The sequence below is a fragment of the Novosphingobium ovatum genome (assembly GCF_009909235.1).
Classification (GTDB): Bacteria; Pseudomonadota; Alphaproteobacteria; order Sphingomonadales; family Sphingomonadaceae; genus Novosphingobium; species Novosphingobium ovatum.
The window spans coordinates 170,051-189,312 of sequence record NZ_JAAAPO010000004.1 but is presented as its reverse complement, the minus strand read 5'-3'; the positions used below and the strand labels follow the sequence as shown (position 1 = coordinate 189,312).

General features: G+C 65.1%; 16 protein-coding genes. 9 read left to right on the top strand and 7 right to left on the bottom strand.

Annotated features, from left to right (window positions below; genetic code table 11):
- Positions 1–15: 15 nt before the first annotated feature.
- Positions 16–711, bottom strand: coding sequence for a methyltransferase family protein (locus tag GTZ99_RS17025; protein ID WP_161718811.1), 696 nt, complete (start codon positions 709–711; stop codon positions 16–18).
- A 500-nt stretch (positions 712–1,211) separates the two neighbouring features.
- On the opposite strand from GTZ99_RS17025, the gene rplJ reads away from it, so the two are divergent.
- The 3 genes from rplJ (at position 1,212) to GTZ99_RS10980 (ending at position 2,969) form a co-directional block, all read left to right on the top strand.
- Entirely contained in the window at positions 1,212–1,724 is a 513-nt protein-coding gene (gene rplJ, locus GTZ99_RS10990) for a 50S ribosomal protein L10 (RefSeq protein WP_161718809.1), read from the top strand.
- Positions 1,725–1,796: 72 nt separating this feature from the next.
- Entirely contained in the window at positions 1,797–2,174 is a 378-nt protein-coding gene (gene rplL / locus GTZ99_RS10985; protein ID WP_161718807.1) for a 50S ribosomal protein L7/L12, read from the top strand.
- A gap of 117 nt (positions 2,175–2,291) precedes the next feature.
- Positions 2,292–2,969: an HAD family hydrolase gene (locus GTZ99_RS10980; protein ID WP_201742491.1), complete on the top strand. Its 678-nt coding sequence runs from the start codon at positions 2,292–2,294 to the stop codon at positions 2,967–2,969.
- 76 nt (positions 2,970–3,045) lie between these two features.
- Here GTZ99_RS10980 and GTZ99_RS10975 read toward each other — a convergent pair whose 3' ends face one another.
- The gene (locus GTZ99_RS10975) at positions 3,046–3,501 is read right to left on the bottom strand and encodes a c-type cytochrome (RefSeq protein ID WP_161718805.1); all 456 of its coding nucleotides are present in this window, start codon (positions 3,499–3,501) and stop codon (positions 3,046–3,048) included.
- Between the two features lie 122 nt (positions 3,502–3,623).
- Between GTZ99_RS10975 and GTZ99_RS10970 the strand changes: the two genes are divergently transcribed.
- The 4 genes from GTZ99_RS10970 (at position 3,624) to GTZ99_RS10955 (ending at position 8,532) form a co-directional block, all read left to right on the top strand.
- Entirely contained in the window at positions 3,624–5,054 is a 1,431-nt protein-coding gene (locus GTZ99_RS10970; RefSeq protein WP_161718803.1) for an MATE family efflux transporter, read from the top strand.
- Positions 5,055–5,222: 168 nt separating this feature from the next.
- Entirely contained in the window at positions 5,223–5,510 is a 288-nt protein-coding gene (locus GTZ99_RS10965) for a co-chaperone GroES (RefSeq protein WP_161718801.1), read from the top strand.
- 52 nt (positions 5,511–5,562) lie between these two features.
- Positions 5,563–7,200: a chaperonin GroEL gene (groL, locus tag GTZ99_RS10960; protein WP_161718799.1), complete on the top strand. Its 1,638-nt coding sequence runs from the start codon at positions 5,563–5,565 to the stop codon at positions 7,198–7,200.
- 276 nt (positions 7,201–7,476) lie between these two features.
- A complete protein-coding gene (locus GTZ99_RS10955) occupies positions 7,477–8,532 on the top strand; it encodes a serine hydrolase (protein ID WP_227711270.1) in 1,056 nt (351 codons plus the stop codon).
- A 156-nt stretch (positions 8,533–8,688) separates the two neighbouring features.
- Here GTZ99_RS10955 and GTZ99_RS10950 read toward each other — a convergent pair whose 3' ends face one another.
- The gene (locus GTZ99_RS10950; protein WP_161718797.1) at positions 8,689–8,886 is read right to left on the bottom strand and encodes a hypothetical protein; all 198 of its coding nucleotides are present in this window, start codon (positions 8,884–8,886) and stop codon (positions 8,689–8,691) included.
- A gap of 279 nt (positions 8,887–9,165) precedes the next feature.
- Here GTZ99_RS10950 and polA point away from each other — a divergent pair, with 279 nt between their 5' ends.
- Together polA and GTZ99_RS10940 are read left to right on the top strand one after the other, a co-directional pair.
- The gene (polA, locus tag GTZ99_RS10945) at positions 9,166–11,994 is read left to right on the top strand and encodes a DNA polymerase I (protein WP_161718795.1); all 2,829 of its coding nucleotides are present in this window, start codon (positions 9,166–9,168) and stop codon (positions 11,992–11,994) included.
- A gap of 44 nt (positions 11,995–12,038) precedes the next feature.
- Complete coding sequence (locus GTZ99_RS10940) at positions 12,039–13,169, top strand: mechanosensitive ion channel family protein (RefSeq protein WP_161718793.1); 1,131 nt, start codon at positions 12,039–12,041, stop codon at positions 13,167–13,169.
- A 1,023-nt stretch (positions 13,170–14,192) separates the two neighbouring features.
- Here GTZ99_RS10940 and GTZ99_RS10935 read toward each other — a convergent pair.
- From GTZ99_RS10935 to GTZ99_RS10920, 4 genes are all read right to left on the bottom strand, one after another.
- Positions 14,193–14,975, bottom strand: a complete 783-nt coding sequence (locus tag GTZ99_RS10935) for a universal stress protein (protein ID WP_161718791.1) — start codon at positions 14,973–14,975, stop codon at positions 14,193–14,195.
- Between the two features lie 155 nt (positions 14,976–15,130).
- Positions 15,131–16,369 (bottom strand): methionine adenosyltransferase, encoded by a 1,239-nt coding sequence (gene metK / locus GTZ99_RS10930; RefSeq protein ID WP_161718789.1) that lies wholly within the window; start codon positions 16,367–16,369, stop codon positions 15,131–15,133.
- 55 nt (positions 16,370–16,424) lie between these two features.
- Complete coding sequence (lnt, locus tag GTZ99_RS10925) at positions 16,425–18,122, bottom strand: apolipoprotein N-acyltransferase (protein ID WP_161718787.1); 1,698 nt, start codon at positions 18,120–18,122, stop codon at positions 16,425–16,427.
- 114 nt (positions 18,123–18,236) lie between these two features.
- Positions 18,237–19,112 (bottom strand): DUF4167 domain-containing protein, encoded by an 876-nt coding sequence (locus GTZ99_RS10920; protein WP_161718785.1) that lies wholly within the window; start codon positions 19,110–19,112, stop codon positions 18,237–18,239.
- Positions 19,113–19,262 lie beyond the last annotated feature (150 nt).

Here is a 19,262-nt window from a genome sequence, read left to right as displayed (position 1 = left end):
AGCACAAAGACAGGATCAGAACAGCCCCGGAACCAGTCGATAACGGACCTTGTTGCAGAACTCCCGATAGGCAGGGTCTTGCGACAACAGCTTTTCCTCGGCCTTCAGGCGCAGGATCTGGGCCCACCAGCCGATGCCATAGATCACCACATTGATCAGCAGCGGATTCATCACCAGCACCGCCACATGCACCCACAAATAGCCCGCATACATCGGATGACGCACCCAGCGGTAGGGACCATCCACCTTGATCCCGCGGTTGGCGGGGGCAATGCCAAAGCTGCGGCGCAGGGAGAACTTGGCCCAGATCTGGAACAGGTTGCCCACCACCCACATCACCGTAAAGGCCGGGATCAGCCACGCCAGCGCATCAGGCCAGACATGACCATGGGCCGGTTCGATCAACAGCGGGGCGGCCGTGGCGGTGATCGCCAGCAACCAGTCCCCCAGCGCCAGACTGATGTTCTGCGTCGACCGGCGGATCATGACAAAGATCAGCACCGTCAATTCGCCCACCGGCAGCAACAGCACCAGCGGGTTGTGATCGGTCAGATAGGACGAGATCGCCCGCCATGCCAATCCCACCCACAGCGTCAGGATCAGGCCCTGCTCGATACGGTCCAGCGTGCGCGGGGCGACACGGGCAAAGGCCCGGTCCAGCCAGCCATCGTCAGCGCGCGTCTGGGCGGGAGGCGTCTGGGTAATGCTCACTCGAATCCCCTTTTGCAGGCCATCGGGCGGCCCATCGACCACGCCCGCAGAATCGCCGGAACGGGTCGCGGGCCTTCTGGGAAAGGTCTAGGCAAACAAGGTTAACAACTTCCTAGGGGAAGGGCGCAGAGCCCGGCCCGCGCACGACCCGCGCCCAACCCGCGCACGGCGGCGGGGGGGCAGGCAATGCTTGACTCGCCCCCCGGCCGCGCGTAAAGGCGCGCTCGATTGCGGTGGGCCTGCCCGCCGTTCTCATCCGTCCGAGACAGTTGGTGCGGGGAATATGCCCCGCTTAATCTCCAGCCTAGACGGGGAAAAGAGATTTCCGGCCCGCCCGCCCCTGTGGCTGTGCGGCGCCCTCTAGGTCCGGTTTTGCCGGCCCTTCTCCTTCCCTTGTCACGGACTATCCGCCCATGTGGGCGCGGCTTTGCCGTGCCTGCTTGGACAAAGTAGCCGGCCCGGCGGCCAACGCCAAAGGGCCACATGTGAAGGAGTAAGGCATGGATCGTTCGCAGAAAGCCGATTCGGTCGCCCAGCTCAACGCGGTCTTCAACGAGGTCGGCGTGGTGGTTGTCACCCGCAACCTTGGCCTGACGGTGGCTCAGTCCTCCGTGCTGCGCAACAAGATCCGCGAAGCCGGTGCGACCTATAAGGTTGCGAAGAACCGTCTTGCCCAGATTGCCGCCCAAGACACCGATTACGTTGGTATCTGCGACTTCATGACCGGCCCCACCGCGCTTGCGTGGTCGGTCGATCCGGTTGCCGCTGCCAAGGTCATCGTCGAATTCGCCAAGACGACCGACAAGATCGAGATCGTCGGCGGTTCGCTGGGTTCGGTGGTTCTGAACGCTGATGGCGTCAAGGCTTTGGCCGCGATGCCCAGCCTCGACGAACTGCGTGGCAAGCTGGTTGGCCTCATCCAGGCTCCGGCGACGAAGATCGCCCAGCTCACGACCGCTCCGGCGGCCAAGCTGGCGCGCGTGTTCGGCGCTTACGCCAAGGACGCGGCATAAGACTTATCAAACCCCATTTTCCGGGTCATTGCCTGATTTGGGCGCCCGGCAAACCAATCTGGAGTGTACATCATGGCTGATATCGCCAAGCTCGTTGAAGAACTGTCGGCTCTGACCGTCATGGAAGCCGCTGAACTCGCCAAGGCCCTGGAAGAGGCTTGGGGCGTTTCGGCTGCTGCCGCTGTTGCCGTTGCTGCTCCGGCCGCCGGCGGCGCCGCTGCTGAAGCCGTCGAAGAAAAGACCGAATTCGACGTCATCCTGACCGGCGACGGTGGCAAGAAGATCCAGGTGATCAAGGAAGTCCGCGCCATCACCAACCTGGGCCTGACCGAAGCCAAGGCGCTGGTCGAAGGCGCTCCCAAGGCGATCAAGGAAGGCGTGTCGAAGGCTGAAGCCGAAGACATCAAGAAGAAGATCGAGGAAGCCGGCGGCACCGTCGAAGTCAAGTAAGACTTCAACAGCCGTCGGTCGGATCTTCCGACCGAACAGAGGGGGCGGTGCCATCTGGCGCCGCCCTTTTTGCATGCGCGGCTTGTGAGGTGGCACCGGCCCGCCTATCGCCACCCCATGACCATGCCCCCCGCTCCCCTGCCCCGCCCGTCCGCCGTGTTGTTTGACATGGACGGGCTGATTTTCGACACCGAACGGCTGTATGGCATTGCCCTGCGCGCCACGGCTGACCGGCTGGGCCTGCGCGACCGCATTACCGAGGCGGTCGAGGCGCAGACCATCGGCCTTGGCTGGCCCGAAACGTGGAAGCTGTTGGCCGATGTGCTGGGCGATGCGGGCGATCCGCTGGCTTTCCGTCAGGACTGGCTGGCCGCGTTTGACCGCATGACGCCCACCGATCTGGTGATGAAGCCGGGGGTGGTGGAATTGCTGGACGCGCTGGATGATCTGGCCATTCCGCGCGCGGTGGCAACGGGCGCCTATCGCGCGGTGGCGTCACGTTTTCTGGACGCGCATGGCCTGACCACGCGGTTTGACGCGATCATCACGCATGAGGATTACACCCGAGGCAAGCCCGCGCCCGATCCGTTTCTGACGGCGGCGGCGCGGCTGAGCGTGGCTCCGCAGGCCTGTTGGGCGCTGGAGGATTCGGCCAATGGCATCCGTTCGGCCCATGCCGCCGGGATGGTGGCGATCATGGTGCCCGATCTGTTGCAACCCGCGCCCGATCTGGCCGCATTGTGCCATCACATCGCGCCCGACCTGCATGATGTGCGCGCCCGCCTGATCGCGTAAACCCGACACGGGCCTCAGACGCGCAAAGGCCGGGGCGGATCGCTCCCCCCCGGCCCGGCTTGCTGCTGAAAAACGCTTACTTCAGCGTCTTCAGATAATCGATGACAGCTTTGCGCTTGGCGGCATCGGGGATACCGGCATAGGCCATCTTGGTGCCCGGAACCGTCTTCATCGGGTTCTCCAGCCACTTGTCCAGATGCTCGTCATCCCAGCTGTAGCCGAGCGTCTTGAAGCCTTCGGAATAGGTGTAACCGGCATGCGCGCCAGCCTTGGCACCATAGACGCCATGCAGCGACGGGCCAACCATGTTCACGTCCTTCTGGACCGAGTGGCAGGTCTTGCACATCGCGAATTCGGCAGGCTCGGCGCCGGCAACCGCGGCGGCCGGGGTTTCAGCGGCAGCGGCAGGCGCGGCGCTGTCGGCGGCAGGGGCCGCCGAATCCGCCGACGAGGCAGGCTCGGACGAGCCGCCGCAACCGGCAACCGCCAGCGACAACACGCCCACAAGGGCAATCTTGGTGATCGAACGCATGGGAATTCCTTCCTGAACAATTGGGGTATGTTCGCGCCACGCGCTGTAGCGGGATCGGCTTGGCGGCGGAATGTCCTTTTTTCTTTGTCCGAAAACAACAAGCGCCTATTTGCCCTGCGACCATGGCCAACCCGCAACACACCCCGCACAGCCCCGTTCCGGGCGCTCCCCACACGGCCAGTTGGGGGCAGGAAATGCGCGCCAGCCTGATGCTGGCGGTGCCGATGGCGGCGGCCAATCTGATGCAGATGGCGGTCTATGCCATCGACGTGATCTTTGTCGCGCGGCTGGGGCAAAGGGCGCTGGCAGTGTCCAGCCTGTCGATCGCGGTGTTCACCCTGATGGTGTGGAGCCTGTTCGCGCTGACCGGCGCGGTCGCTCCGGTGATCGCGGCCGAGTTGGGCGCGGGCGAAACCGGCGATCCGGCCCAAGGCCGCCGCGCCATCCGCCGCACGACACGCATGGCGCTGTGGCTGTCGGCGGGGTTGGGGGCGGTGGCGATGCTGATCGCGGGTCAGGGGCGCGCCATCCTGCTGGCCACCGGGCAAACGCAGGATGTGGCGCAAGGCGCGCAAGCTTTCCTGAGCATCCTGCGCTGGGCGATCATTCCCATGCTGATGGCAGGCGTGCTGCGTCAGGTCGTCTCGGCGCTGGGGCGGCCGGTGTTTGCAACCGTCATCACCGCCCTGTCGATCGCGGCCAATGCGGCGGGCAATTACGCGCTGGTGTTTGGCCATTGGGGCGCGCCCGCGCTGGGGCTGGCGGGGTCGGCGTGGTCCAATGTCATCACCGCGCTGGTGACATTGGCGGCCTATGGCGTGGCGGTCTATGCCGATCCGGGCTTGCGGGCGCATCGCCTGTTGCATGGGCTGTGGCGGGTGGACAGCGCGCGTCTGGCGCAATTGCTGCGCATTGGTCTGCCGATGGCGGGGACGACATTGGCCGAGGCTGGCCTGTTCAACATCGCCGCCTTTCTGATGGGCCGCATTGGTGAACTGGAACTGGCCGCCCATGCGCTGGCGCTACAGATCGCGTCCTTTGCCTTCATGCTGCCGATGGGCGTGGGACAGGCGGCCTCGATCCGGGTGGGATACCATTATGGCGCGGGCGATCAGGCGGGCGTGGGCCGAGCGGGGGCCTGCGCGGTGGTGATCGGGCTGGGCGCGGCGCTGTTTTCGGGCGCGGCAATGGTGCTGGCCCCTCGGTTGATGCTGTCGGCCTATGTTGACATAGGCGCGCCCGCGCAGGCGGCGCTGTTGGCGCTGGCGGTGCAATATATGCTGATCGCCGCCGCGTTTCAGTTGTTTGACGCGACACAGGCGATCCTGGCCGGAGCGCTGCGCGGGTTGCAGGACACGCGCGTGCCGATGGGGATCGCGCTGGCGGGCTATTGGCTGCCGGGGTTCGGTCTGGCCGCCGGGCTGGGGCTGATGACGCCGTTGCGGGGGCTGGGCGTGTGGATCGGGCTGGCGGCTGGGCTGGTGGTGGTTTCGATCGGACTGGGCTGGCGCTGGCATCGGCGCGGCCCACTGGGGCTGATGGCCCCGCGCTGATGGCCCCGCGCTGATCGATGCGTGCCATTCTGGCGCGGTGGCACAGGCGCGCAAAAAAATCGCATGGGTGGCCCTTGACGCTGTTGGGGGCGGGACCCATATCCGCGCCGCTGGCACTCTCTATGCCAGAGTGCCAAACCCTGTTTTCAACATTGAGAGAGGTATCTCATGTCGTTCCGTCCTCTGCACGACCGCGTGCTGGTCCGCCGCGTCGAAGCCGAAGAAAAGACCGCTGGCGGCATCATCATCCCCGACAGCGCCAAGGAAAAGCCCGCCGAAGGCATCATCGTCTCGGTCGGTTCGGGTGCGCGCAACGAAGCTGGCGTGATCACCCCGCTGGAAGTCAAGGCTGGCGATCGCGTGCTGTTCGGCAAGTGGTCGGGCACCGAAGTGAAGGTCGGCGGTGAAGACCTGCTGATCATGAAGGAATCGGATATTCTGGGCATCATCGGCTAATCAGCCGGACCAGACTTTCCCCTTTCAACACGACATTTCAAAGGAATAGATCATGGCCGCCAAGGACGTGAAATTTGGTCGCGACGTTCGCGAACGCATTCTCAAGGGCGTGGACACCCTCGCCGACGCCGTCAAGGTGACGCTGGGCCCCAAGGGCCGCAACGTCGTCATCGAAAAGTCGTTCGGCGCCCCGCGCATCACCAAGGACGGTGTGTCGGTTGCCAAGGAAATCGAACTGAAGGACAAGTTCGAGAACCTGGGCGCCCAGATGCTGCGCGAAGTCGCCAGCAAGTCGAACGACAAGGCCGGTGACGGCACCACCACCGCCACCGTGCTGGCGCAGGCCATCGTGCGCGAAGGTCTGAAGGCTGTTGCCGCCGGCATCAACCCGATGGACCTGAAGCGCGGCATCGACACCGCGGCTGCCGCCGTGGTTGCCGATCTGGCCGGCCGTTCCAAGCCCGTCACCGATTCGGCCCAGATCGCCCAGGTCGGCATCATCTCGGCCAATGGCGACGTCGAAGTCGGCCAGAAGATCGCCGAAGCGATGGAGAAGGTCGGCAAGGAAGGCGTGATCACCGTCGAGGAAGCCAAGGGTCTGGAATTTGAACTGGATGTCGTCGAAGGCATGCAGTTCGACCGTGGCTATCTGTCGCCCTACTTCGTCACCAACCCCGAAAAGATGACGGTGGAACTGGATAACCCCTATATCCTGATCCACGAAAAGAAGCTGTCGTCGCTGCAGTCGCTGCTGCCGATTCTGGAAGCCGTGGTGCAGTCGGGCCGTCCGCTGCTGATCATCGCCGAGGATATCGAAGGCGAGGCGCTGGCCACTCTGGTGGTCAACAAGCTGCGCGGCGGCCTGAAGATCGCCGCTGTGAAGGCTCCCGGTTTCGGCGACCGCCGCAAGGCCATGCTGGGCGACATCGCCACGCTGACCGCCGGCGAGATGATCAGCGAAGATCTGGGCATCAAGCTGGAAACCGTCACCCTGGGCATGCTGGGTCAGGCCAAGAAGGTCACGATCGACAAGGACAACACCACGATCGTCGACGGTCTGGGTTCGGCTGACGAGATCAAGGCCCGCGTCGAGCAGATCAAGGCGCAGATCGAAATCACCACCAGCGACTATGACCGCGAAAAGCTGCAGGAACGTCTGGCCAAGCTGGCTGGCGGCGTGGCCGTGATCAAGGTCGGCGGTTCGACCGAGGTCGAGGTGAAGGAGCGCAAGGATCGCGTGGACGATGCCCTGCACGCCACCCGCGCCGCTGTCGAGGAAGGCATTGTGCCCGGCGGCGGTACGGCTCTGCTGTACGCGACCAAGGCTCTGGCTGGCCTGACCGGCGCCAACGAAGACCAGACCCGCGGCATCGACATCGTCCGCAAGGCGATCACCGCCCCGATCAAGCAGATCGCCGAGAACGCTGGCGTTGACGGCGTGCTGGTGGCTGGCAAGCTGCTGGACCAGTCGGATGAGACGCTGGGCTTCAACGCCGCGACCGAAACCTATGAGAACCTGCTGAACGCTGGCGTGATCGACCCGACCAAGGTTGTCCGCACCGCCCTGCAGAACGCCTCGTCGGTGGCTGGCCTGCTGATCACGACCGAAGCCGGTATCGTCGAAAAGCCCGAAGACAAGCCCGCCATGCCCGCGATGCCGGGTGGTGGCATGGGTGGCATGGACTTCTAAGTCCACGCCCATCGGTACACCTGTGAAAGCCCGGGGGGAGCGATCCCCTCGGGCTTTTGCTTATGCGAATCGCGCGGAAAGCCTAGGGAATATCCCTATGGCATTGGGCAAAAACGCCAAGATTGCGCCAATTTGCCGATCGATTGCACCGCAATGGCGGCAGAACTGTGCCGCAACCACCGCAGCAAAGCCCCCTTTCGTCGCCGCCGCGCTTGGTTTTGTTAACCCTGCATGGTAATTGATCCTCATCCCTAAAATCGTATTCCCAGAAGCGTGATGAACAGCCCCTCCTCTCGCCTTTCCCGCATGGCCGCGCTGCTGGCGCTGGCATCCTCGGCAATCTGCATGGCCCCGGTGGCGCAGGCACGCGGCAGCGATGTCGACGCCCGCTTCGACCGTGCCTTTGGCGTGGGAGCCTATGCCCCGCCCGCCCCGTCGGCCACGCCGCCGATCGCCCTCCCCCCCGGTTTTGAGCTGCAACTGGCCCGTCTGGCCAATGCCTCGATGGGGCGGATTGGCGTGGCGGCGGTCGACCTGTCCACGGGCAAGGGCGTGTCGGTGATGGGCGATCAGCCCTTTCCCATGGCCAGCACCAGCAAGATCGCCATTGTCGCCACCTTTCTGGAGGGCGTTGATCAGGGCCGGTTCCGCCTGACAGACCGTTTCCCGCTGATGATGCCGGTGCCCTCGGCCCGGTTTTCCAGCGTGGTGGCCCCGGTCCGCCCCGGCTCCAGCCTGACCGCGCATGAACTGATCGAACTGGCCATCACCCGCAGCGACAACCACGCCACCGATGCCTTGTTGGCGGCGGTGGGGGGGCCGCAGGCCGTGACCGGATGGATGAAGCGCGCCGGGCTGCACGGCATGCGCCTGGACCGCGATATCGCCACGCTGGTGCGTGATGACGGCGCGATTGACCCGGCCCGGGTGATTGACCCGCGCGACAGCGCCACGCCGCAGGCGATGGCCACGCTGCTGGCGGGCATTTATCAGGGCCAATGGCTCAGCAATTCCAGCCGGGACGTCTTGCTGGGCGCGATGAGCCGTTGCGTCACGGGCCGTAGCCGCCTGCGCGCCCAATTGCCCGCCGACGCGATGGTCGGGCACAAGACGGGCACGCTGAACAATACCTCCAGCGATGTCGGGCTGATCCGCGCCTCTGACGGACGGATGATCGCGGTGGCAATTTATGTCACGGGTCAGGGGGGCAAACCGGGGCGCGATTCGCGCATCGCCACCATCGCCCGCGCCATTTACGAGGGCTATCACGCCGAGCCGGTGTCGACGCTGACCGTCGCGACGCCAGGGATGGAACTGGTGCCGACGCCCTGAGCAGGGGCTGATCGATCAGAAAGAGGCGGCTGCCGGTGGGCGGTCGCCTTTTTTCATGCCTTCGCCGGCGGCACCGCCTGCGACAGACAAAAGAAAAGGCGCGCAGGATTGCTCCCGCGCGCCAAATCCGGAATCTTTGCGCCGAAGCGCGAAAGATTACTTCGAGGCAGCCGAATCGGCAGCCGACGAAACTTCCGAAGCAGCCGAGTCAGCAACCGAAGCAGCCGAGTCAGCAACCGAGGTGGCTTCCGAAGCAACCGAGTCAGCCGACGAAGCAGCGTCGCCGCCCTTCGAGCAAGCGGCCAGCGACAGAGCAGCGCCAGCAACGGCAGCAGCGAGAACGATCTTGCGCATGTGTGTATCCTTGAACAGCGAGTGGACCACGCACGGCTCCACATGCGTGGTGCGCCGAGCGGAAAGCCTACCGCAGGAGTAGACTTCGCCTGCCAAATAAACGGCTTGTGAATGGGATGCAAGGGTTTGTCGCAGCCAAGGCCTCGGTCCGTCGATTTTCTTGGGGGATTTTTGTGCCACCTCGGTGCAATCGCGCGCGTCCAACGCCCACAACGCCACCGTGCATAGCCCCCTCCGGCGGCTTTTCGTGGCGGAATTCTGCGCCTATGACGGCAGACTATGGACAAACGGCCGCATCTCTACCTGGTCGATGGCTCGGCCTATATTTTCCGCGCCTATCACCGCCTTCCGCCCCTGACCAACCCCGTTGGCACCCCTGTTGGCGCCGTTTTCGGCTATACCACCATGCTGTGGAAACTGGCCGAAGACCTGCACAAGGCCGATGGCCCGACCCATTTGGCGGTGATTCTGGACAAGGCGGGGCGGTCATTCCGCAACGACATTTATCCCGAATACAAGGCGAATCGCCCCCCCGCGCCAGAGGATCTGGTGCCGCAATTCCCCCTGATTCGCGATGCCACCCGCGCCTTTTCCCTGCCCTGTATCGAGGAAGCGGGGCTGGAGGCCGACGATCTGATCGCCTCCTATGCCCGCGCGGCGGCGGCGCAGGGGTGGGATGTGACCATCGTCTCGTCGGACAAGGATCTGATGCAGCTGGTTGGCCCGCATGACAGCGGCGCGCGAATCGACATGCTGGACACGATGAAAAACGTCCGCATCTTCATCGCCGAGGTGGAGGAAAAATTCGGCGTCACGCCGGACAAGGTGGGCGATGTGCTGGCGCTGATGGGCGATGCGGTGGACAATGTGCCCGGCATCCGCGGCATCGGCCCCAAAACCGCGACCAAACTGATTGTCGAACACGGCGATCTGGAAAGCGCGCTGGCCGCCGCCCCGGCGATGAAGGCCAGCAAGCTGCGCGAGAACCTGATCGAGCAGGCCGACATGGCCCGCCTCTCGCGCGTGCTGGTGGCGTTGAAGGAGGACGCCCCCCTGCCCCTGCCGCTGGACGCGTTCAAGCTGGGCGAGATCCCGCCCGAACCGCTGGCGGCCTTTCTGGCGGAACATGGCTTTACCAGCCTGCTGAAGCGTCTGGACGCCGGGCGCGGCAGCCCCGAGCGCACGACACAATTGCACCCGGCCAAAACCGTCACCGTCAGCGCCGCGCCCACATCGGGCCGCACCCCACCCGCGCCCATGCCGCCGATTGACCACGCCGCCTATGCCTGTGTGCAGACGGTGGAGGCGCTGGAGGCGTGGATCGCGCGCGCCCAATCCGCCCGCGTCGTGGCCTTTGACACCGAAACGGCGGCGCTGGACGCGATTGGCGCGGATCTGGTGGGCATCAGCCTGGCGGTGGGGCCGAATGAGGCCTGCTATATCCCGCTGGGCCATCGCGGCGGCGACATGTTTGCGCAGGTGCCGCAACAGATCGACAAGGCCACCGCGCTGGCCCTGCTCAAACCGCTGCTGGAAAGCGATGCGGTGCTGAAGGTCGGGCAGAACATCAAATATGACATCAACGTGCTGGCCCGCCATGGGGTGAATGTCGCGCCGGTGGATGACACGATGGTCATCAGCTTTGATCTGGACGCAGGCGGCGGCGATGACGCGATCTGGGGGCACGGCATGGACGAGCTGGCCCAGCGCCATCTGGGCCACAGCTGCATCGCCTTCAAGGACGTGTGCGGCACCGGCAAGAAGCAGATCAGCTTTGCCGAAGTGCCGCTGGACCGCGCCACCGCCTATGCCGCCGAGGACGCCGATGTCACATGGCGCCTGCACCGGGTGCTGAAACCGCGTCTGTCGGACGAGGGCGCGACGACCATCTATGAACGCGTCGACCGCCCGCTGGTGCCGGTGGTGGCCGCGATGGAGCGCGCTGGCATTCTGGTCGACCGCGAACGTCTGGCCGGCCTGTCGCAGCAATTTGCCGAAGCCATCGCCGCGCTGGAGGCCGAGATCCACGCGCTGGCCGGAGCACCCTTTACCATCGGCAGCCCCAAGCAATTGGGCGAAATCCTGTTCGACCAGATGGGGCTGAAGGGCGGCAAAAAGGGCAAGTCGGGCCAATATTCCACCGACCAGTCGGTACTGGAAAAACTGAGCGGCGAGGGCGTGGCGATCGCGGGCAAGGTGCTGGAATGGCGCCAACTGGCCAAATTGCGCAGCACCTATACCGAGGCTTTGCAGGCCGCCATCAGTCCGGTGACGGGGCGCGTGCATACATCATACAGTCTGGTGGGCGCGCAGACCGGGCGTTTGTCCTCCACCGAGCCGAACCTGCAGAACATCCCCATCCGCACCGAAATCGGCCGCCAGATCCGCGATTGTTTCGTGGCCGCGCCCGGCAATGTCATTCTGGCCGCCGACTATAGCCAGATCGAGCTGCGTCTGGCCGCCCATATGGCCGATGTGCCCGCGCTGAAGGATGCCTTTGCGGCAGGGGCCGACATTCACGCCGCCACCGCGCAGGAACTGTTTGGCGAGGTCACCCGCGAAACGCGCGGCCGGGCCAAGACGATCAATTTCGCCATCCTGTACGGCATTTCGCGCTGGGGTCTGGCGCCGCGTCTGGGTGTCACGCCAGAGGAAGCGCAGGCGATGATCGACACCTATTTCGCCCGCTTCCCCGGCATTCAACGCTATATCCACGACACGCTCTCGACGGTGCGCGAACGGGGCTATTCGCAAACGCTGTTTGGCCGCAAATGCTGGTTCCCGCGCATCAACGCCAAGAATCAGGCCGAACGGCAGGGCAGCGAGCGCGCCGCGATCAACGCCCCGATTCAGGGCACCTGCGCCGACATTATCAAACGCGCCATGGCCCGCATGATGCCCGCGCTGGAGGCGGCCGGACTGGGGCATGTGCGGATGCTGTTGCAGGTGCACGACGAACTGGTGTTCGAACTGCCCGAAACCGACATTGAGGCCGCCAGCGCCGTCATCCGCCGCGTGATGGAGGAGGCCGCCGGGCCTGCGGTGGCGATCTCGGTCCCGCTGGGGGTGGAGATCGGCCATGGGATCAGCTGGGGCGCGGCACATTAAGTGCTTCATCGCGGCTTCATCGATGCGGGGGCATGGGGGACGGCATGATTCGCCTGCCTGCCTCGCTTTCGTTTGACGCGATTGCGCAAAACCTGCCGCTGTCGCTGCCCTCGGCCCTGCCGGGGGCGGCCATGGCCGAAGACGCCCTGCCCAGCTGGAACGAGCTGATGCATTGGTCCACCCGCCTGACGCATCTGGCGGTGGTGGCGGGGATTGCGCTGGCCATCGGGCTGGCGCTGCATCTGGGCGTCTACACGCTGCTGCGCCGATTGTGGCAACGCAGCGGCCGCGAAATCGCGCAACTGGCGGCGCAGCGCCTGTACCACGCCACACGCTGGGCGGTGGTGGTGACATCGCTGGGCATGGCGGACAATTTCGACCGGCTGTTGCGCAAATTATGGGTGCCGGTGGCGCAAGTGCTGGTGCCCGCGATCACCGGCTGGGTGCTCTATGCGCTGCTACAGGCCTTTGCCGATATTCTGGTGCGCAGCAACGCGCTGATCGACGACGAGATGTCGGGCCGCAGCCGGCACACTCGCATCACGATTCTGGCGCGCGCGGGCGGGTTTCTGATCATCTTTCTGACCATTGCGATGATGCTGTTGACGGTGCCGGCGGTGCGCCATGTCGGGGCGACGCTGATGGCATCGGCAGGCCTGATCGGTCTGGCGGTAGGCGCGGCGGCGCAACCGGCATTGAAATCCTTGATCGCGGGGCTGCAAATCGTCCTGACCGAACCGATCCGCATCGGCGATTTCGTCGTGGTCGAGGGCGAAAGCGGCCGGGTGGAGGACATCCGCCTGTCCTATGTCGTGATCCGCACCGGGGACGAGCGGCGGCTGATCGTGCCGACGACCAAGATCCTCGACAGTTCATTCCAGAACTGGACGCGGGTGGGGGGAATCACCGGCTCGGTGGTTTTGCCGATCCGGCCCGGTTTTGCGATCAGCGCCATGCGCGATGCCTATCTGACTTTGCTGACGGCGCAGCCCGAATGGGATGGGCGCAGCGGCGAATTGCAAGTGGCCGAGGCGCGAGTCGGTTCGGTCGAGCTGAAACTGATCATGAGCGCTGCAGATCCCACGGCGCTGGCCAGCCTGCGCTTTGCCATGCGTGAGGCGATGCTGGAATGGCTGCGCGAAACCATGCCCGACGCGCTGTGCACCGAGACGTAAGGCCGCCGCAAGGGTGAAATAACCCATATGGATGAGGCATTGTGAAAATCCACCAAATAGGGATTTTCCTTAGCTCATCGCGCGGCTTGCGCCCACTGCGGACAAAAAAAGACCCGATCGAAACCGACCGGGTCGTAGAAGTTTGGGAGAGGATGCCTGAAAGGCACGTCCTATATGCGCGCGACTCGTTCATTGTGCAAGTGCGAAAAGGATAGGTCGAGTTGCAAATTCCGCAACGACCATTGCGTCCAGTGACAAACACTCCCGCCCGCACAACGCCAAGGCAATTGCGCGGCCTCAATCCCCTGCTCCGCCAGCCATCGTGTTCGCACCCGCGCCGCGCCTTTGCAAAGGCCGCGTATCCGCCATTGACAGCGATAGCCAAACCTTGCGCAGCGCCGCCGCCCCGCCCGGAGCGCGGGCAAAAAAAGACCCGGTCGAAACCGACCGGGTCGTGAAAGTTTTGGGAGAGGATGCCTGAAAGGCCTTTTCCATATGCCGATCGGACCGAACCTTAGCAAATGACAAAACATCATTGTCAGTTGCAATTTACGCAACAAACGCAACTGCAACGCACAGGCACCTGTTTTTACTAGGTTTTATTTGAACCAAAATTCACCGGGATCGCCCCAGCCGCGCACGCATACGTATCGCGCTGCAACGCAGCACGGTCAGGCCGGACCAAAGCACGGGCCGATCGCCCGAATCACGACCGGCCAGAAATCCTATTGGGCAAATATCCTGAATATTGGAAACCGTTTTGGCAAAAACAATGGGCCGAAAACCAATCCGGTTTCCGACCCGCATGGCGCAACCGCCCCTGCCCCCAAAAAATGCCATCCCAAGGCCACGTGCCCCGCCATCTGGGCAAAGCGAACATCACCAAGGCTGCATGAAACGCAACGCAGCCCCTATCCCAATCCGATCACGGCCCGTGCCGCCGGGTGGCGCCCCACGCGCCACCCGATCAACACCCGCCACACCGCCGTCACCAAGGGCGCAACGGCTCCGAACCACACGCGGTCAATGCGCCAACAACAGCGCCGTGCCGTGCTTGCGCTCCAGGAAAAAGCTGGTGACGCCCCCCATGAAGAACTCGCGCAGGCGGCTGTGGCCAAATGCGCCCATGACCAGCAAATCGCCCTGCACCCGCGCCACGGCGGCCGACAGCGTTTCCTCGATCGACCCGGCGCGCTCCAATTGCACCAGTTCGGCCTTCACCCCATGGCGCGAGAGATATTGCAGCGCGTCCATCGGTTCAAACGCCCCTGCCTTTTCCCCCACGGTCAGCAACCGCACCGTATCGGCCAGCTTCAGCAGCGGCAACGCGCCCTTCAGCGCGGCGGCGGCCTCGTACCCGCCGTCCCACGCCACACAGATCGAGCCAAACGGCGCCGTCACCGCCCCATCCTGCGGCACCAGCAACACCGGCGCGCGCGATCCCACCGTCAATTGCCCGACAAAGTCGCAGCCTTGCGACAAGACGATCACATCGGCCAACCGCGCCATCTCGCCCAACGCGTCGACGGGCTCCTCCTCGGCGCGCATGATGTCGAACGGCACATCCTCGCGCCGCAGATGTTCGGCGATTTCATCGGCATATTCGTCATCGCGGTTCACCGCATCGCGCACCGCATCGGCCGCCAGATAGCTGGTGCCCATCGCATCAATCGACATGAAACGCGCCACTGGCGTATCAACCAGAACGCTAATATGCCCTCCGGTTGCGCGGGCCAGCGACAGAGCGGATTCCAGACGTGCCGCCATGGCATCGGAACGGTCGGCATAGACGACAATCGAGCGCATCGTACTTCTCCCGGTTGGGTGCCCCCCAAACGTGAAGATAGTGTGCCCAGCGCGCGATGCCAGCACCATGATTCAGGTCAACCAGCACGCGCCATGCAAAAAGGGCGGCAGCGCCATCGCGCCACCGCCCCTTTTCAGCCCAACGGGCGCGTCCTTCAGGCGGGCTGATGCGCCTCGGCAACGGCAGCCTTCAGCGCCTCGACCAGATCGGTGCGCTCCCACGGGAAGAAGTCGCCCTGCGCCTTGCGGCCAAAGTGGCCATAGGCGGCCGAGGGACCATAGATCGGCTTGTTCAGGCCCAGCCCGGTGCGGATGCCGCGCGGGGTCAGCCCGCCCAGCTTGTCCTGCGCCACCTTGGCAATGGCGGCCTCCAGCGCGGCGTCGGACGCGGTGCCGGTGCCATGCGTGTCGACATACAGCGACAGCGGGCGCGCCACGCCGATGGCATAGGCCAACTGGATCGTGCAACGCGTGGCCAGACCAGCGGCAACCACATTCTTGGCCAGATAGCGCGACACATAGGCGGCCGAGCGGTCCACCTTGGTCGGGTCCTTGCCCGAGAACGCGCCGCCGCCATGGGGGGCCGCGCCGCCATAGGTGTCGACGATGATCTTGCGCCCGGTCAGGCCCGCGTCACCATCGGGGCCGCCGATCTCGAACGAGCCGGTGGGGTTGATGTGATAGACGGTCTCGTCCGACAGCAGATGCGCCGGGATCACCGCAGCAATCGCCGCCTTCACATAGGCGTGCAGCTCGGCTTCCTTGGCGCCCTCGTCATAGCCCGGCGCGTGCTGAGTCGACACGACGATCGCGGTGGCGGCCACCGGCACGCCATCGGCAAAGCGCAGCGTCACCTGGCTCTTGGCATCGGGCTCCAGAAACGGCGCCGCGCCCGAATGGCGGTCAGCGGCCATCCGCTCCAGAATCTTGTGGCTGTAATACAGCGTCGCGGGCATCAGGTCGGGCGTTTCGTCACAGGCAAAGCCGAACATGATGCCCTGATCGCCCGCGCCCTCATCCTTGTTGGCACCGGCGTCTGCGTCCACGCCCTGCGCGATATGGGCCGACTGGCCATGCAGGCGGTTGATGAACTCGAACTTCTCCCAATGGAAACCGTCCTGCTCGTAACCGATCGCCTTGACCTTGGCGCGGACCACGGCCTCGATCTCTTCCTTGGCGCCATCCACCCACGCGCCGTTTTCATACACGCCCTTGCAGCGGATCTCACCGGCCAGCACCACCAGTTGCGTGGTCGTCAGCGTTTCGCAGGCGATGCGCGCCTCGGGATCCTTGCTCAGGAACAGATCGACGATGGCATCGCTGATCTGGTCCGCCACCTTGTCGGGATGGCCTTCGGAAACGCTTTCGGACGTGAAAAGATAATCGCTGCGCATGTGGTCTACCGTTGCTGGAGTCACGATATAAAGGTTGCTTTATACGGTTCGCTATCTAGCCCCGGCGCGAGCGCAACACAAGCGTCGATGCCCCAAGAAGAAGTACCGCAATGGCAACAGGAACCATGTTGCCCCACCGTGAAAACCACGTTGGCGCGGACGCGGCAGGGATCAGGCCATCCAGCCGCCCGGCCTGATAACGCGGCACATGGGCCCGCACCACGCCGCTGGAATCGACCACGGCGCTGACCCCATTGGTGGTCGAACGCAGCACGGGCAACCCTTCCTCGATGGCGCGCAAACGGGCCTGCGCCAGATGCTGAGGCGGCCCCCAAGCGCCAAACCAGCCGTCATTGCTGGGGTTGAACAGGTAATCGGCACGGTGGGCGCGGTCGGTGGTCTGGCCCGAAAAGATGATCTCGTAACAGATCTGCATCCCCGCCCGGCCCAGCGGCCCCAGATCAACCGTGGCCGGCCCCGGCCCCGGCCGGAAATCAATGTTGCCGGGCACCAGCCGCTCCAGCCCCAATGGTTTCAGAATGGAGCGAAAAGGCAGATATTCCCCAAACGGCACCAGATGCGCCTTGGCATAGGTGGCGGTGATTTTGCCCTGATCGTTGATCGCGGTGATGACATTCTGGCCGCCCACGGCCTCCTCGCCCTTCAGGTCCAGATCGACCGTGCCTGTCAGCAGCACCCCGCCCGGCCCGATCACCCGCCCCAGCCGCAACCGCGCCAGCCACGGATCATTGCCAAAGGTATAGGCGTAATACCACGCGGGATAGCCATCGCGCACGAATTCCGGCACGCCGCTTTCGGGCCAGAGCACCAGACGCGGCTGACCAGCGCGCCAATGCGGGCCGGGACGCGGCGCGGACAGCGCGGCCGATTGGCGGAACTGGGCGTCAAAATGGGCCGGATCGTCCAGATCCTCCTGACTGACGTTGGGCTGGATCAGCGTATAGGCCACGCGCCCCACGCGTTCGGCAGGCGTGGGCCAGACCATCCCCGCCCCCACCAGCACCAGTGGCCCGGCCACCAAAGCCCCCGCCACACGCAACGCCCGGCGCGGATCGGCGCCATCATCATTGGCGGGGCGCAGCGCCAGCGCGGCGCGGATGTCCCGCCACAGCCGCACGCCTTCGCCCAAACAGCCCGCCAACAGCACCACCAGCCCCGACAGGCCATAGGTCCCCAGCCAAGGCGCCAGCCCCGCCAGCCCCGGATGCGCAAACCCGCCCAGCAACACCGCGCCCAGCGGGTTCCAGGCAAAGCCGGTGATCACCCACGCCCGCCCCAGCTCGGCCAGGATCCACGCCCCGGCAAAGCCGGTGACGCGCGCCACCGGCCGGTCGCGGAAATACCACGCGAGCAGCGCCGCCAGCCCCGGCCACACCGCCAGATACAGCGACAAGCCCACCACCGCCGCCCCACCCAGCGCGGCGGGCATTTTCGATTGATAGGTAAAGGCGGTGGCAATCCAGTTGTTGCCCGCGCTGAAATGCCCAACGCCCCACAGCCAGCCGCAGAAAAACGCCCAGCCCGGCCCCGCCACGCGCGACACCAGCCAGCCCAGCCCCGCGATCGAGAGCAGCGTCAGCGGCCACAGGTGCCACGGTTCAAACCCCGTCGCGCCCCCCGCGCCCAGCGCGATCACCGCGCCTGCGGGCCAGATACGGTTCCACCACTTGCGCCCCCACAGGCGCAGTTTCAACTTCAGCTGTGCCCGCTGGGCGTCGGTCAATTTGGCCATGGCGACAAGCGGCTTAGCCGCCCCCGGCCCCTACGCCAAGCGGTTAGCCACCCGACCAACGCAAAAGGGGCCAGCCTTGCGGCCAGCCCCTTTGTTCTGTGCGATCCCGGCCGCTTATTCGGCGGCGGGCGTGGCGTCGGCGGCCGGCTTGCGGCGCACACGGCGCTTGGGCGCGGGGGCCTCGGCGGCCTCGTCCACCACAGGGGCGGCCTCGACCTCGGCCTCGCGGCGGGGGATCGAAATGGCGGGCGGCAAAGCGCTCTCCAGACCGGCACCCTCGGCCGGGGTATCGGCGTTCACCTCATCCTCACGCGGGGCGCGGTCATCGCGGCGGGGACGGCGGTCCTCACGGCGCGGACGCAGCCCACGGCTGCTGCGGTTCTCGCGCAGGAAAGGGTTCTCGGCCGGCTCATAGATGTTGCGCTGATCGGCCGCGTCATCCGCCTCGGCGGCTTCGGCCACAGGGGCCTCGTCACGCAAGGGGGCGTCCTCGCGGCGGGGGCGGCGCTCCTCGCGCGGCTCACGCTCGGCGCGGGGTTCACGCGGTTCGCGATGCTCGCGCTCAGCCCGAGGCTCGCGCTGTTCGCGCGGCTCACGGTCCTCACGCTCACGGCGCGTGTACACCGGGGGCTGGTCAAACGCGGGGAAATCGGCATCCATCGAAAAATCGGTGCCGTCGTTCTCTTCCTCGCGGAACGCCTCGCCATTCTCCTGCCAGCGGTCCTCGCGGCGGGCGCGGGCTTCCTCCTGACGCAGGCGCGTGTCGGCGATGACGCGGAAATAATGGTCGGCAAACTGCAGGTAATATTCCGCCTGCACGCGATCACCGTTCAAATGGGCGTCATGCGCCAGCTTGCGATACTTCTCCAGCAACTGCGGCGCATTGCCACGCGCCCGGCTGTCGATGCGGTTGGTTTGCTGGCCACCACCCTGCGGGCGGTTGTTATTGCCACGCCCGCGCCGACGGTTATTCCCACGATTGTTATTCAAGGGTGAGGCTTCCTTACCTTTGCGAAGCACCGCCGGACCCTGTGCCAGCGGGCGTTACGCCCATCCTTCAGCTTGCGACCCTTTACCGGGACCGTCGACCCAAACATGATCGCGGGCCAGCCCTTGGGGCCAGATCCGCTGTCGCTCATG